At 61.7% G+C, this 14,730-nt stretch carries 14 protein-coding genes; 4 read left to right on the forward strand and 10 right to left on the reverse strand.

The window, feature by feature from the left end:
* The first annotated feature begins 389 nt into the window (after positions 1-389).
* On the forward strand, positions 390-1,382 hold the full coding sequence (locus CO666_RS12035) for an adenosine kinase (RefSeq protein ID WP_097612355.1): 993 nt from the start codon (positions 390-392) through the stop codon (positions 1,380-1,382).
* Here CO666_RS12035 and CO666_RS12040 read toward each other — a convergent pair.
* On the reverse strand, positions 1,375-1,914 hold the full coding sequence (locus CO666_RS12040; RefSeq protein WP_097612356.1) for an SH3 domain-containing protein: 540 nt from the start codon (positions 1,912-1,914) through the stop codon (positions 1,375-1,377). The genes CO666_RS12035 and CO666_RS12040 overlap by 8 nt on opposite strands.
* 184 nt (positions 1,915-2,098) lie before the next feature.
* On the opposite strand from CO666_RS12040, the gene CO666_RS12045 reads away from it, so the two are divergent.
* Complete coding sequence (locus tag CO666_RS12045; protein ID WP_097612357.1) at positions 2,099-3,100, forward strand: 2-hydroxyacid dehydrogenase; 1,002 nt, start codon at positions 2,099-2,101, stop codon at positions 3,098-3,100.
* Positions 3,101-3,108: 8 nt separating this feature from the next.
* Here CO666_RS12045 and CO666_RS12050 read toward each other — a convergent pair whose 3' ends face one another.
* From CO666_RS12050 to recF, 3 genes are read right to left on the reverse strand one after another with little or no spacing between them, the layout of a single operon-like run.
* Positions 3,109-3,597, reverse strand: coding sequence for a GNAT family N-acetyltransferase (locus tag CO666_RS12050; protein ID WP_097612358.1), 489 nt, complete (start codon positions 3,595-3,597; stop codon positions 3,109-3,111).
* Positions 3,594-4,418, reverse strand: coding sequence for a molybdopterin-synthase adenylyltransferase MoeB (locus CO666_RS12055; protein WP_097612359.1), 825 nt, complete (start codon positions 4,416-4,418; stop codon positions 3,594-3,596). The genes CO666_RS12050 and CO666_RS12055 overlap by 4 nt, the downstream gene beginning before the upstream one ends.
* Entirely contained in the window at positions 4,415-5,539 is a 1,125-nt protein-coding gene (gene recF, locus CO666_RS12060) for a DNA replication/repair protein RecF (protein ID WP_097612360.1), read from the reverse strand. The genes CO666_RS12055 and recF overlap by 4 nt, the downstream gene beginning before the upstream one ends.
* 448 nt (positions 5,540-5,987) lie before the next feature.
* Between recF and CO666_RS12065 the strand changes: the two genes are divergently transcribed.
* Complete coding sequence (locus CO666_RS12065; protein WP_097612361.1) at positions 5,988-6,350, forward strand: helix-turn-helix domain-containing protein; 363 nt, start codon at positions 5,988-5,990, stop codon at positions 6,348-6,350.
* Positions 6,351-6,485: 135 nt separating this feature from the next.
* Here CO666_RS12065 and CO666_RS12070 read toward each other — a convergent pair whose 3' ends face one another.
* The 6 genes from CO666_RS12070 to CO666_RS12095 form a co-directional block, all read right to left on the reverse strand.
* Positions 6,486-6,686, reverse strand: a complete 201-nt coding sequence (locus CO666_RS12070) for a hypothetical protein (RefSeq protein ID WP_097612362.1) — start codon at positions 6,684-6,686, stop codon at positions 6,486-6,488.
* Between the two features lie 315 nt (positions 6,687-7,001).
* On the reverse strand, positions 7,002-8,132 hold the full coding sequence (gene dnaJ, locus CO666_RS12075) for a molecular chaperone DnaJ (RefSeq protein ID WP_085735555.1): 1,131 nt from the start codon (positions 8,130-8,132) through the stop codon (positions 7,002-7,004).
* 85 nt (positions 8,133-8,217) lie between these two features.
* Positions 8,218-10,134: a molecular chaperone DnaK gene (gene dnaK, locus CO666_RS12080; RefSeq protein WP_097612363.1), complete on the reverse strand. Its 1,917-nt coding sequence runs from the start codon at positions 10,132-10,134 to the stop codon at positions 8,218-8,220.
* Between the two features lie 384 nt (positions 10,135-10,518).
* Positions 10,519-12,873: a transglycosylase domain-containing protein gene (locus CO666_RS12085; protein ID WP_097612364.1), complete on the reverse strand. Its 2,355-nt coding sequence runs from the start codon at positions 12,871-12,873 to the stop codon at positions 10,519-10,521.
* A gap of 143 nt (positions 12,874-13,016) precedes the next feature.
* Positions 13,017-13,238, reverse strand: a complete 222-nt coding sequence (locus CO666_RS12090) for a hypothetical protein (protein WP_097612365.1) — start codon at positions 13,236-13,238, stop codon at positions 13,017-13,019.
* Positions 13,239-13,679: 441 nt separating this feature from the next.
* Positions 13,680-14,351, reverse strand: coding sequence for an SH3 domain-containing protein (locus CO666_RS12095; RefSeq protein WP_097612366.1), 672 nt, complete (start codon positions 14,349-14,351; stop codon positions 13,680-13,682).
* Between CO666_RS12095 and CO666_RS33625 the strand changes: the two genes are divergently transcribed.
* Entirely contained in the window at positions 14,314-14,658 is a 345-nt protein-coding gene (locus tag CO666_RS33625) for a hypothetical protein (protein ID WP_143540291.1), read from the forward strand. The two genes, CO666_RS12095 and CO666_RS33625, sit on opposite strands and share 38 nt — an antisense overlap.
* Positions 14,659-14,730: the final 72 nt, after the last annotated feature.

The raw sequence follows: 14,730 nt of genomic DNA on the forward strand, positions 1-14,730 counted from the left end.
TATCTGACCTCTAGCAGCAAACCGTCTGGATTGAAAAGGCAATCGCCGCCGATCGGGCAGCGGCGGCATCCGCAAAGCAAAAAAAGCGGGCATGGCCCGCTTTTCCGCTCCGGCGCTGCCGGAAGGATCGCGAAGCTGCCAGTTCATCCGTGGTCAGCATCGCGCCGGTAAGATCGAAGGGATCATCCCTCGTGCGCCCGGCTGCAATTGAAAGCTGCTCATGCCGGTCTTCCTGCGAGTATATCTAGATTTTGAAGATGACGGAGACATGACGAATAAGCGGCACTTTTGCGAAGAAATAGGCGGCGATGCGCCATTTATCCTTCCAAACCGCGGAAATATCGCTAAGACCGAACCCCGGCTATCACTAATCCGGGACTCCCCATTTCATGACAAGATTCGACGTTCTGACAGTCGGCAACGCAATCGTGGACATCATCGCCCGCTGCGACGACCAGTTCCTTATTGATAATCAGATCACCAAGGCGGCGATGAACCTCATCGATGCCGAGCGCGCCGAACTCTTGTATTCGCGCATGGGGCCGGCGCTCGAAGCCTCCGGCGGCAGCGCCGGCAATACGGCGGCGGGCGTGGCGAACCTCGGCGGCAAGGCCGCCTATTTCGGCAATGTCGCTGCCGATCAGCTCGGCGACATCTTCACGCACGACATCCGCGCCCAGGGCGTCCACTACCAGACGAAGCCCAAGGGCACGTTCCCGCCGACGGCGCGTTCGATGATCTTCGTCACCGAGGACGGCGAGCGTTCGATGAACACCTATCTCGGCGCCTGCGTCGAGCTCGGTCCCGAGGACGTCGAGGTCGATGTCGTGGCCGACGCCAAGGTCACCTATTTCGAAGGTTATCTCTGGGATCCGCCGCGCGCCAAGGAAGCGATCCTCGAATGTGCCCGCATCGCCCATGCAAACGGCCGCGAAATGTCGATGACACTGTCCGACAGCTTCTGCGTCGGTCGCTATCGCGGCGAATTCCTCGATCTGATGCGCTCCGGCAAGGTCGATATCGTCTTCGCCAATCGCCAGGAAGCACTGTCGCTCTACGAAACCGACGATTTCGAAGAGGCGCTGAACAGGATCGCCGCCGATTGCAAGATCGCCGCCGTGACGATGAGCGAGGACGGCGCCGTCATTCTCAAGGGCAACGAGCGTTATTACGTCGATGCGATCAGGATCAGGGAAGTTGTGGATACCACGGGCGCCGGCGATCTCTTCGCCTCCGGCTTCCTCTATGGCTACACGCAGGGACGGTCGCTGGAAGATTGCGGCAAGCTCGGCTGCCTTGCCGCCGGCATCGTCATCCAGCAGATCGGTCCGCGCCCGATGACCTCGCTGTCCGAGGCCGCCAAACAGGCTGGGCTTATTTGAAGGCTTCGCCGGGATAGGCGCCCCAGATCTCCGACTGCGCCACCCAGCCAGAGGCGCCGTCGGTTTCGGCGCGGCACCAGTCGCCGTTGCACTCGCCGATCGTCACCATCACGCCGGGTTCCAGCTTGGCGACGATCGAGGCGGAGGGCAACGCCTCGCGGCGCAGATTGACAAAGACGCCCTTGCCCTTGGCCTTCATCCACGGCGCGGCGATCGCCGCGCGCTGGCCCGACAGCAGCGACTGGTTGACCCAGCCTTCGGTGCCGTCGGCATCGCGGATGCGGCGCCAGTTGTCGTATTCCTGGATGATCTCGACCGGTAGGCCTGATTTCAGATACATCCATGAAACCGCGTAATCCGTTCCCGGGCCGATGCGCAGGTTGACGCGTTTGGATTTCAGCGTGACGAAACGCGGCAATGGCAGCCCGCTTGGCCCCTTGGCGGCCTGCGCATGGGCAAATTCGACGGTTCCCATGGATGCGGCCAGAGCGATGACAAGGGCGAGGCAGGACTTCAGGACTTTGCTGCGCATGGAAGTTTCCGTTTGCTCGAATTCGCGGGCAGGCCCGGCCTGTTCGCGGTCCGGGTTCTGACATTCCCCGGCTGCACCGCGAGTTTTGTTTGTCTTCGCGTGCGGGTCTGGTAGAAAATGCCCGGATGGGAAAATTATCACCCCTCTTGGTTAAAGACCTCTGAACAAGGCACCACAGTCAGCCATGACAGCGAAGAAAAAACCGAAGGTCTACATCACCCGCAAGTTGCCCGACGCCGTCGAAACCCGCATGCGGGAACTCTTCGACGCCGAGCTGAACATCGATGATACGCCGCGCTCCGTTCCCGAGCTGATCGCCGCCGTCAGAACCGCCGACGTGCTGGTGCCGACCGTCACCGATCGTATCGATGCGGCGCTGATCGATGCGGCGGGGCCGCAGATGAAGCTGATTGCGAGTTTCTCCAACGGCACGGACCACATCGACGTCGAGGCGGCGGCGCGCAAGGGCATCACCGTCACCAACACGCCGAACGTCCTGACCGAGGACACCGCCGACATGACGATGGCGCTGATTCTCGCGGTTCCGAGAAGGCTCGGCGAGGGCGCCCGGGTGCTGACCGACAAGCCGGGCGAATGGGCCGGCTGGTCTCCCACCTGGATGCTCGGCCGCCGCATTCACGGCAAGCGCATCGGCATTGTCGGCATGGGCCGCATCGGCACGGCGGTCGCCCGCCGCGCCAAGGCCTTCGGCCTGTCGATCCACTATCACAACCGCAAGCGTGTCAATCCGGCCGTCGAGGACGAGCTGGAGGCGACCTATTGGGAAAGCCTCGACCAGATGCTCGCCCGCGTCGACATCGTCTCGGTCAATTGCCCGTCGACGCCGGCGACTTTCCATCTGATCTCGGCGCGCCGTCTGGCGCTGCTGCAGCCGACGGCCTATCTCGTCAACACCGCGCGCGGCGACGTGGTCGATGAAGCCGCGCTGATCAAGTCTCTAAGGGAGGGCCGGATCGCCGGCGCTGGCCTCGACGTCTTCGAAAACGAACCCGCGGTCAATCCGAAGCTCGTCAAGCTCGCCAATGAGGGCAAGGTCGTGCTGCTGCCGCATATGAGTTCAGCGACGATCGAAGGCCGCATCGACATGGGCGACAAGGTGATCATCAATATCCGCACCTTCATCGACGGCCACAGGCCGCCCAACCGGGTGCTGCCGGGGCGTTAAAGGCTTAATCAGGCGGTGCGGGTCCGAGATGCAAGGACCTTGCGCATCTCGACGAAGGTCGTCCTGGCAAAGCCGGGATGCGCCTTCTCGACGGTTCTGGAAAATCCCCAGGCGGCAAAGACGGCGTGATTGTCGGTGAGCTCGATGCGCGTCTCGAGCCGCAAGGCGGCAAGCCCCAGTGACGCGGCCGTCTCTTCGGCAATTGCCAGCAGCCGTTTGCCGAGGCCCTTGCCCTGCACCTCAGGCAGAACGGCAAGCTTGCCGACATAGAGACAATCGGTTTCCGGCCGCAGGAACAGGCAGCCGATCAACTTTTCGCCGTCGAGGACGACATGGCCGATCTCGGCCCTGGCCTTTTCCGCCAGTGACTCGGTCGTCAGCTTGAGCGCCGAGGATGGGGGATCGATCCTGCCGTTCATCGAGGCGAAGGCGGCGAGGATGAGCGCCAGCAATTCGCCCCAGCGTGTGAAGTCCTGGTCGAGCCGGACGATCGTCATACGGCCTGTCTTTCCCGCGTGCGGCGTCTTCTATAGCGGACGGTGTCGAAGCGGGCCGCAAGCGCGTCATAGAGTAGCAGCCGTCCGACCAGCGGCTCGCCGGTGCCGGTGACGAGTTTGATCGCTTCCATCGCCATCATCGTGCCGATGACGCCGGTGAGCGCGCCGATGACGCCGGCCTCGGCGCAGGCGGGAATGAGCCCTGCCGGCGGGGCTTCCGGAAACAAGTCACGATATCGGGGGTTGGGGGTTCCGTCCTCGCCGCTCTCATAGGGCTTGAGAACCGTCAGCGAACCGTCGAAGCGCCCGACGGCCCCGGTGACAAGCGGGATGCGCGCATCTTCCGCCGCATCGGCGGCGGCGTAACGCGTGTCGAAATTGTCGGAGCCGTCGATCAGCAGATCGAAGCCGGAAAGTTGCCGGCGGGCAGCCTCTCCGGAAAAACGTTCCTCGAAGCGGATCAGCCGGACATGCGGATTGAGTCTCGTGATGGCAAGCGCGGCACTTTCCGTCTTCAATTCTCCGATCGTGCCGGAATCATGGATCACCTGGCGCTGCAGGTTCGAAAGCGACACTCGGTCGTCATCGACGATGCCGAGCGTGCCGACGCCGGCTGCCGCCAGATATTGCAGGATCGGTGCGCCGAGGCCGCCGGCGCCGATCACCAGCACGCGGGCGGCCTTCAACCTCTGCTGGCCCGCGCCGCCGATCTCCGGCAGCAGGATGTGGCGGTGATAACGGGCGATTTCGTCGGGGCTGAGCGGTTCCATGGCGCCGATGTTATCATGACGCGCGAGGCTGGGAAAAGCCGCTTCAGTCATTCGAACACCCTTCCGTCGGCCACTGTGAAGACCTGCGCTCTGTCGCCCAACGCCGAAAACATCGAGCGATCCGTGCCGGTCATGAAGGCCTGGCCGCCGAGACCGTCGATGAGATCGAACAGCGCGGCGCGTCTGTTCTCGTCGAGATGGGCGGCGATCTCGTCGAGCAGCAGGATCGGTGCGTGGCCGGTGAGATTGCCGACGAGGCGCGCATGCGCAAGCACCAGGCCGACAAGCAGAGCTTTCTGCTCGCCGGTCGAGCAGCGTTCCGCCTCCATCGCCTTTTCGCGGTGGTGCACGATGAGATCGGCCCGGTGCGGCCCGTCAAGCGTGCGCCCCGCCCCGGCGTCGCGGTAGCGACTCTCTGCCAGCATTGCCGCATAATCCTCCTCGAGATCGACCGAAGGGCGTGAAAACTGACCGTCCATGAAGCCCGAGAGCTGCAGCGAAGCCGATGGAAAAGGCGAACTCTCGCGGGTCTCCTCGATCAGCCGGGTCAGCAGGCCGAGCATTTCCTGCCGGGCGAGTGCCATGGCGATGCCGAGGCTTGCCATCTGTTCCTCGATGCCGGCAAGCCAGGAGGGATCAAAGCGGCCTTCATCCAGCAACTTGTTGCGGCTGCGCATGGCGCGCTCGAAATCGCTGGCGCGGCGGCCATGGGCGGGATCGAGCGACAGCACCAGCCGGTCGAGAAAGCGGCGCCGGTCGGAGGAGGCGCCGGTAAAGAGGCCGTCCATCGCCGGTGTCAGCCAGAGAAGACGCAGGTGGTCGGTCAGTTCGTCTGCTGTTTTGGCTGGGGTGCCGTTGATCCGCAGTCTGCGGGCGGTGTTTTCCTCGCCGGTTTCGATGCCGGTGCCGATCTCGACCTCGCCTTCCATGCCGTCGATCGCCGCGAAGATCGAAAAACCGCCGGCCGCGCCGACACGGGTAATGTCGCCATAGGCAGCGCGGCGCAGGCCGCGGCCAGGCGAAAGCAGCGAGACGGCCTCCATGAGATTGGTTTTGCCGGCACCGTTGTCTCCCGTCAGCACGGCATGCCGGCCGTCAAGGGTGAGCGCCGCCGATGCATAATTGCGGAAGTCTGTCAGCTTCAGACGGGAAAGAGAAACCTTGTGCGGCATCGAATGTCCGGAATCGTGAAACGTGACAGCTAAGCCTAAGCGGCGTTGATGGCAAGGCACTGAGCTTTGCCGCCCCGGATCGCCCACTGCTGCCGGAGGCAGGCAGCGGTAGTGGCGGATAGGGTAGGCTGCGGCCGACAAGGAGTACACGGAGGGATTTCGCAGAGGTCTCGTAACCGAGGTCCGGCTCCCCTTGATATCGCCGCTTTGCGAATTCTTCAAAAATACAACCACCGCGCGGATAGGCTGGCTTCATTGAGCCGGTCCGGCCCACCGCTAGTATCCGTCACCTCAAGCCCTGGATATCCGGGGTTTTGACGCGTCACTCCGCAGCTCCTGACGTAACGTAAAGCCCAAAAAAAGTCGGTTGAATTTTGCAACTGTAGGGTTGAGTTATCCTGTAAAAACGATATGGTAAACGAACTGTTAAGTATTAGAGAGCAATGAAGTGCCAGATCCGGTTGATATTATCGTTGGTCGCAACGTAAGGCAGTTCCGCGCCCTTCGCCGTGTTTCGCAGCTTGAGCTTGGCGAAGCACTCGGACTGACTTTCCAGCAGATCCAGAAATATGAAAAAGGCGCGAACCGCGTTTCCGCCAGCAAGCTGCATCAGATCGCGGTTTTTCTCGATGTCGAGATCTCTGCTCTTTTCGAGGGCGTATCGCAATTCGGCAGCCGGGTCGAACTCAGCCCTGACGCCTATGCGCTTGCTCTGACCTACGACAAGCTGAACTCATCGGCGGGCAAGGAAGCGGTCAAGACCATCCTCACCCTCATGGTTGGCGAAGCGGCCGAAGAAACCGCCGCCTGATTCCACCGCGTCTCACGGACAGCATGACCTCGGTCCGGGTGATATCCGGACACAGGCATCTGTGCGGCAATTTTGGGGGGCATCAAGACAAAGACCGGAAGCATCTCCGGGGCGTGCGGTTTTATGCCGTGCGCTTCAGTGAATCTCGCATTCGTGCAACGCCACCAGCAGATCGTCCTGCGTCTGGTAGCCGGCATGATAGAGGTCGATCGCGATACTGGCGATTGAGAGGCCCTGCTGGCTGCGAAGCTTGATGTTGCGCTCGGCGCACCATGTGTAGAGGGCGCCGGCGAGAACGTCGACATCTTCGGACTGAGAGGAAAAGGCTGACGCCATGGCAGATACCCTTGATTTTTTGTTGTTCCCGACTGACGGCAGAGACTGAATTCATTTGGAAAACTTGCAAGCGGCATCATCTGGCTGCGTTAACGTAAGTCATGCTCCGCCCCGTCGCCGTGCCGATCCGGGACAAATTGCTCAGCGCAAGCATCAAGTGTCGCAAATTGGAGCAATAGCAAAGCGCCTGAAGCGGGTCGCGCAAAAATGTGCAGCGGTTTGCGACAACGACATCCGTAAAAACAAAGATGGCGAATCAAAAAAGCCGGAGACGTTTCCGCCCCCGGCTTTCGAGATGGACCTATCGATCTCGGCTCAGCCTTCGAAAAATTCCTTCATGCGGGCAAAGAAGCCTGTCGATTCGGGATTGTTCTCCTTGGAGGAAAGCTGCTCGAATTCCTGCAGCAGCTCGCGCTGGCGCTTGGTGAGCTTTTGCGGCGTCTCGATCTGAATCTGAATGTAGAGGTCACCCGTCTGCGCCGAACGCAGCACCGGCATGCCCTTGTTTTTCAGGCGGAACTGTTTGCCGGCCTGCGTGCCCTCGGGCACGCTGACGCGCGACTTGGTGCCGTCGAGCGTCGCCACATCGAAGGTTCCGCCGAGAGCGGCCGTCGTCATCGAGATCGGAACGGCGCAATAAAGATCGGCTCCGTCACGCTGATAGAATTCATGCGGTTTGACGGACAGGAAGATATAGAGGTCGCCCGCCGGCCCGCCACGGGTGCCGGCTTCGCCCTCGCCCTGCAGGCGGATGCGCGTACCGTCCTCGATGCCGGCGGGAATATTGACCGAGAGCGAACGCTCTTCCGTCACCCGGCCCTGGCCGTGGCATTTCGGGCAGGGATCGGGAATGATCTGGCCGCGGCCGTGGCAGGTCGGGCAGGTCCGCTCGATCGAGAAGAAACCCTGTGCTGCACGCACGCGCCCGCTTCCCTGGCAGGTGCCGCAATTCTTCGGCTGCGTGCCGGGTTTGGCGCCCGAACCCGAACAGACGTCGCAGGTGATCGATGTCGGAACGCGGATCTGCGCCGTCTTGCCGGAGAAGGATTCCTCCAGCGTAATTTCCATATTGTAGCGAAGATCGGCGCCGCGCTCCCGGCCTCCCGACGAGCGCTGGCGCGCACGCCCTCCACCCATCATCTCGCCGAAAATATCCTCGAAGATATCGGAAAAACCGCCGCCGGCAAAACCGCCGCCACCGCCGCCGCCCATGCCGCCATGCTCGAAGGCCGCATGGCCGTAGCGATCATAGGCCGCCCGCTTTTGCGGGTCCTTGAGCATCTCGTAGGCTTCGTTGATTTCCTTGAACTTGCGTTCGGCGTCCTTGTCATCCGGGTTCTTGTCCGGATGGTATTTCATCGCCAGTTTGCGGAAGGCGCTCTTCAGCTCTTTCTCGTCCGCCGTCTTGGCTACACCCAGAGTTTCGTAAAAGTCCGCTTTTGCCATTAAGGATTAAACCCCGGAAATGGATTTCCGGCTGCCATGGTGAGCAGCCGGATCAGGTGTTGAAGCATAACCACGCCGTCGCGGATTACGCGGACTTCTTGCGGTCGTCGTCCTTGATTTCCTCGTAGTCGGCATCGACGACATTGTCGCCGCCTTCCGCGGAGGCATCACCGGCAGCGCCGCCTTCGGCCTGCTGCGCTTCGTAGATCGCCTGGCCGAGTTTCATCGACACTTCCATCAGGGTCTGGGTCTTGGCCTTGATGTCTTCGGCATCGGCTTCGGTTGCCTCGGTGGCGGACTTCAGAGCGGCGATCGCATCGGAAATCGCGGTACGGTCGGCTTCGGAAACCTTGTCGCCGTAATCCTTCAGCGACTTTTCCGTGGAGTGGATCAGGCTTTCGGCCTGGTTCTTGGCCTCCACGCCTTCGCGCCGCTTCTTGTCCTCGGTCGCATGGACTTCGGCATCCTTGACCATCTTTTCGATGTCGGCGTCGGAAAGACCGCCGGAAGCCTGGATGCGGATCTGCTGTTCCTTGCCGGTGCCCTTGTCCTTGGCCGAAACCTGCACGATGCCGTTGGCGTCGATGTCGAAGGTGACTTCGATCTGCGGCATGCCGCGCGGCGACGGCGGCAGACCGACGAGGTCGAACTGGCCAAGCAGCTTGTTGTCGGCAGCCATTTCACGCTCGCCCTGCGAAACGCGGATGGTCACGGCCTGCTGGTTGTCTTCGGCGGTCGAGAAGGTCTGGCTCTTCTTCGTCGGGATCGTCGTGTTGCGTTCGATCAGGCGGGTGAAGACGCCACCGAGCGTCTCGATGCCGAGCGACAGCGGCGTGACGTCGAGGAGCAGCACGTCCTTGACGTCGCCCTGCAGAACGCCGGCCTGGATGGCGGCGCCGAGAGCGACGACTTCATCCGGGTTGACGCCCTTGTGCGGCTCCTTGCCGAACAGCTGCTTGACGACTTCCTGGACCTTCGGCATGCGGCTCATGCCGCCGACCAGAACGACTTCGTCGATTTCGGCCGCGGTGACACCGGCATCCTTGAGGGCTGCCTTGCACGGTGCGATCGTGCGCTGGACGAGATCGTCGACCAGGCTCTCGAGCTTGGCACGGGTCAGCTTCAGCGTCAGATGCTTCGGGCCGGAGGCATCGGCGGTGATGAACGGCAGGTTGATTTCGGTCTGCTGCGAAGAAGACAGCTCGATCTTTGCCTTTTCGGCAGCTTCCTTGAGGCGCTGCAGGGCAAGCTTGTCGTTCTTCAGGTCGATGCCGTTGTCCCGCTTGAACTCGCCGACGAGATATTCGACGAGGCGCATGTCGAAGTCTTCACCGCCGAGGAAAGTATCGCCGTTGGTGGACTTCACTTCGAACACACCGTCGCCGATCTCGAGGATCGAAATATCGAAGGTGCCGCCGCCAAGGTCGTAGACGGCAATCGTCTTGCCTTCTTTTTTGTCGAGGCCGTAGGCGAGTGCGGCAGCGGTCGGCTCGTTGATGATGCGCAGCACTTCAAGACCGGCGATGCGGCCGGCATCTTTGGTTGCCTGGCGCTGCGCGTCGTTGAAGTAGGCGGGAACGGTGATGACGGCCTTTTCGACCTTTTCGCCGAGATAGGATTCGGCGGTTTCCTTCATCTTCTGAAGGATCATCGCGGAAATCTGTGCGGGCGAGTAGCCCTTGCCATTGGCTTCGACCCAGGCGTCGCCATTGTCGCCCTTGACGATGGTGAAGGGAACGAGATGCTTGTCCTTCTCGACGGTCGGGTCTTCGTAGCGGCGGCCGATCAGGCGCTTGACCGCAAAGAGCGTGTTCGTCGGGTTGGTGACCGCCTGGCGCTTGGCCGGCTGGCCGACGAGGCGTTCGCCATCATCGGAAAATGCCACCATGGAAGGCGTCGTGCGGGCACCTTCCGCATTCTCGATGACCTTCGCATCCTTGCCGTCCATGACCGCGACGCAGGAATTCGTCGTTCCAAGGTCGATACCAATTACTTTTGCCATGTCATTCTCTCCTTGAAGCAAGCTGTCGGAACCCCCAGAAGGCATTTCCCTGACAGCCCCTTACGGGATGGGTCTACTTAAGATTACGCAATAGTGATTGCGGTGATGCGGCGTATATAAGGAGCGGTTTTCGGGACTGCAAGGCGGGAAATGGCCCGGAATCCAGCAAAACGAATGTGTTGCATTCAATTTTCATCATCGCCGGGAACGAGGTCGTCCCATAAGCGGAAGGCAGCCGATTGCCCATGCGTGTCGCGCCGAAACGTGCAGCGGTTCCAGGATGAGGCCATCCATCGAAACCAAGCGCGAAAGGGCCTCGCTCGATCAAATCCGGGGCGACCCGTTTTGCGGCGTCGCGCGTGCATCGGTCCCGCAGCAAGGCTCTCACTTGCCCATGATCAGATCGAGCAGCGTCGTGCGCCGGGGCTGGACGGAAGAGGTCGTCGGCGGCGACCCGACATCCCCCGGCGGAATCATGTTCTCGTCGCCCGAACCGCCGCCTTCGGCAATGTCTGCAGGCGGAACAGGACCGTTGCCGGAGGTTGCCGACGGCTGCCGGACAGGCGCTTGCGGATAGCGGTTGGCATTGTCGTTGCCGCCGAAGACGCCGGAAATGATGCCGCTGATCGTCGATGGCGGCGCTTCGGCCGTCATCGGTTGCCCGCTTCCCGCTTGTCCATCACCCCCTTGTCCATCACCAGGGGCTGCCTGCGCCATCGGCTGGCCGCTGTTCGGATCGCCGATCAGCTGGCCGTTGCCGAAGAGCGGCGCCGGTGAAAGACCCTTGTGGGCGGCGATCATGAATTCCTTCCAGGCCTTGGCCGGCAGGCCGCCGCCGGTCACCTTCTTCATCGGCTTGCCGTCGTCATTGCCGAACCAGACCCCGGTGGTGAGGTTGCTGGTGAAGCCGACGAACAGGGCGTCGCGGGAATTCTGCGTCGTGCCGGTCTTTCCGGCCGCCTGCCAGCCCGGGATCTTGGCGCTCTTGCCGGTGCCGTTGTCGATGACGCCCATCATCATCGTGTCCATCTGGGCGGCGATCTGCTCGGACAGCACGCGCGGCGGGCTGTCATAGGTATTTTCGTAGAGAACCTTGCCCTCGGCGGTCGTCACCCGGCGGATGACGTGCGGCGTTGCCTTGTAGCCGCCGTTCATGAAGGCGGCATAGGAGGCGGTGAGCTCCATCAGCGACACTTCCGAGGTGCCGAGCGCGATCGAGGCGTTCGGCTGCAGCTCGCTTTCGATGCCGAGCCGATGGGCGAGTTTGATCACCTGGTCCGGCCCGTCATACATCACCAGCTGCGCGGCCACCGTGTTCAGCGATTTGGCGAGCGCTGTCGCCAGCGTCACCTCGCCATTGTATTTCTTCTCGTAATTTTCGGGCGTCCAGTCGCCGATGCGGATCGGCGCGTCGTTGAACACCGAAAAGGGCGTCAGCCCCTTTTCAAGCGCTGCGGCATAGACGAAGGGCTTGAACGAGGAGCCCGGCTGGCGTTTGGCCTTGACGGCGCGGTTGAACTGGCTCGCCGCATAATCCCTGCCGCCGACCAGCGCCCGGATCGCGCCGGTGCCGTCGATCGAAACGAGGGCCGCCTGCGAGGCGTCGAGCTTGCCGCCTTCCTTGTCGAGTACGTCGACCAGCGATTGCTCGGCCTTCTTTTCCAGCGATTTGTCGATGGTCGTGTCGACGACGACGTCTTCCTTGACGTCGCCGATCAGGCCCGGCAGCTCGTCCATCACCATGTCGGCGACATAGTGGCCGGCGCCCGACCAATAGCTTTTGGCCGAAGCCGGAGTCTGCGACATCGCCGTCTTGACTTCGGAATCGGTGATGAAACCCTGTTCGCGCATGGCCGCGAGTACAAGCTGGGCGCGTGCATTGGCGGCGTCCGCATCGCGGGCCGGCGAAAGCCGCGACGGCGCCTTGAGCAGGCCGGCCAGCACTGCGGCCTCGCCGAGGTTCACGTCACGCGCCGATTTGTTGAAATAGCGGCGTGAGGCCGCCTCGACGCCATAGGCGTTCGATCCGAAGAACACCCGGTTGAGATACATCGCAAGGATCTGGTCCTTGGTGTATTTCTGCTCCAGCCAGAGCGCCAGCAGCACTTCCTGCACCTTGCGTTCCAGCGTTCTCTCGGGGGAGAGAAAGAGGTTCTTGGCAAGCTGCTGCGTCAGCGTCGAGCCGCCCTGCACCATGTGGCCGGCCGTGAAGTTGGTGACGATGGCCCGGCCGAGACCGAGCGGATCGACGCCGAAATGCGAATAGAAGCGCCGGTCCTCGATGGCGATGACGGCTTCCGGAATATAGGGCGACATGTTTTCGAGCGACAGCGCCTCGCCGCCGGTGGCGCCGCGATTGGCGATGACACTGCCGTCGACGGCGGTGATTTTGACGTTCGGCGGCCGTTCCGGGATCGCCCATGTGCTGGCGCTCGGCATGCGCGAACCGTAATAGAGCACGAGCCCGGCAACACCGATGCCGGCCCAGATGAACAGCACGACGCACCAGTAGATCACGCGGCGCATAAAGCCGAACAGGCCGCCGCTTTCGCGCTCGCGCGGTTCTCGCCGCCGCCGCGGGGTGGGGCGTTCCGGCGGCGGTTTGGAACCGCGGCGCGGCGAAGATCTGTTTCCGACAACACGGTCATCGGCATCGAGCGAAAATTCGTCATCGTCGCGTGCCGGGCGGCCGCTGAAGGACGGTTCGATTCTGTCGCCTGATCTGCCTCTGCCTGCCATCGCCGACCGGTGATACCCCATGTTCGATCGCGCCCGACCTCGCGGGCGACGTAATCATCCGGTTGAACTGTAATTGCGGCGATTTAACGGGGTATTAAGGACGGCGCGCGAAGGGATCGCAGCACTTTCCTGAGAGCGGACTTTCAGAACTGGCGGGCTTCGTAATCGTCGAGCGTTTCCGGGTCCTGCTTATATTCCCATTCGCCCAGATGAAAGCGGCGCCAGATCTGGCCGGAAGGGTTGAGCCGTGCCCCATCGACAAGCCGCACAGGAAAGATTGGATTGTGTTTATGCCAGAGGGTCACATCTGTAGCGGCTGCCCGAGAGCCGAAAAGCCTTGGGAAAGCCAGGTAGTCTTGCGTCATCGGGATCCAGCCTCGAGCGGATCGAAATCAATCCGCAACGCCACAAAATTGCAACAAAGAATCCCGCAAGACAAGGGCATCACGATGCCCTCACAGCAAATTGTCGGCAATCTCTCGCAGGCGTAAATGCCGTTCATCGCGACTGTCACAAAAAAAGCATGTATCCCGTCGGCTTGCGCCCGCCGGCGCCGCGACAGACCGCTTTCGGCACTCCGCCGAATATCTTCTGTCAGGTTGGCGGAACCAATAGGCTCCGCGATTGTTTAAGAACAAGCGGGACAACCCCTCACGTCCCGCGCATGATCGGCCCGTCTCCCCTCAACACGTGCCGATCGACATCAGGCCCGGTGCATCCCTCACGGGAGCGCCGGGCTTTTTCTTCAAATTTTCCCTCGGTTTGGCAAAACTCGAAAGAGGGAGGCGTCGCCGCCCCTCTCGGCTTTATTCGTCACAGGAGGGATCGCCGGGGCGGCAATCGAAATCCCTGCGGTCCGGTCTGCGATCATCGCCTCTCCGGTCGTCCCATCGCCGGCCATCCCGTTGCCGGTCACCCCTTTGCCGGTCATCCCCTTGCCGGTCATCCCCTTGATTGTCGTCGCGCCAGTCCCGGTCACGATTGCGGTCGCGCCAATCTCTGTCGCGATCCCGGTTATCCCGATCACGATCTCGGCCATCCCGATCCCGGTTGTCGCGATCGCGGTAATAATAATCCGGGCCGCGGCTCCAGCGGTCACGCTCGCGATAGAAATCGCGATTGCGGTAGTAACGGTCCCAGTAATTGTCGACGTTGAAGCGGATCATCGGAATGCCGAGCGGGCGGTAATATTGGGGCCCGACATAGATCCGGCGCTGCTGATAGAGGGCCTGCACATACTGGCCGGAAACCCAGCCGCGGCCGCCATAAAACTCGACGTCGCACCAATTGACCTCGGAGAGGCATCCGCGGATTTCGACGGAAGAGCCTGCCGGTATGACTGCGACGGCGGGATATCGGGTGCTTGGACCCGCTCGCATATTGACGTTTGCCGTCGAGTAGCCTTCGGCGGCCTGCGCGATGGCAGGAGCCAGCACGAGCATGCCGATCGCTGCGATTTTAACAAAGAGATTTTTCACGCTTCTCAGTCCTTGTTGGCACGGTATTCAGCAGCGCCTGGCCGCGTTTCCGTGGCATCAGCGGCTGAAACAAAAGACGGAAGTGATGGCCCGCAATTGTCCGATTCGGGCATCATTCATCTTTTCTTTCAATGGCTTATATGCAGTTCGCGATGAACGCAGCTTGAACGGTGAAACTTTTGTCGGCGCCTTGCAGCCGCAAATAGCCGAACGGCGGCCGGCCGTTAACCGCCCATTAACCTTTCGGGGCCAGTCTCACGGCAATACCGCTTTCTCCTTGACCACGGATGAACTGGCACTGAGGTGAGCGGACGACGAAAGGCCGGTTTGCACCGGCCTTTTTGTCATAGCGATTGCATCGCGTGTCTTGACTGAGCGC

Source organism: Rhizobium chutanense (assembly GCF_002531935.1).
GTDB classification, from domain to species: Bacteria; Pseudomonadota; Alphaproteobacteria; order Rhizobiales; family Rhizobiaceae; genus Rhizobium; species Rhizobium chutanense.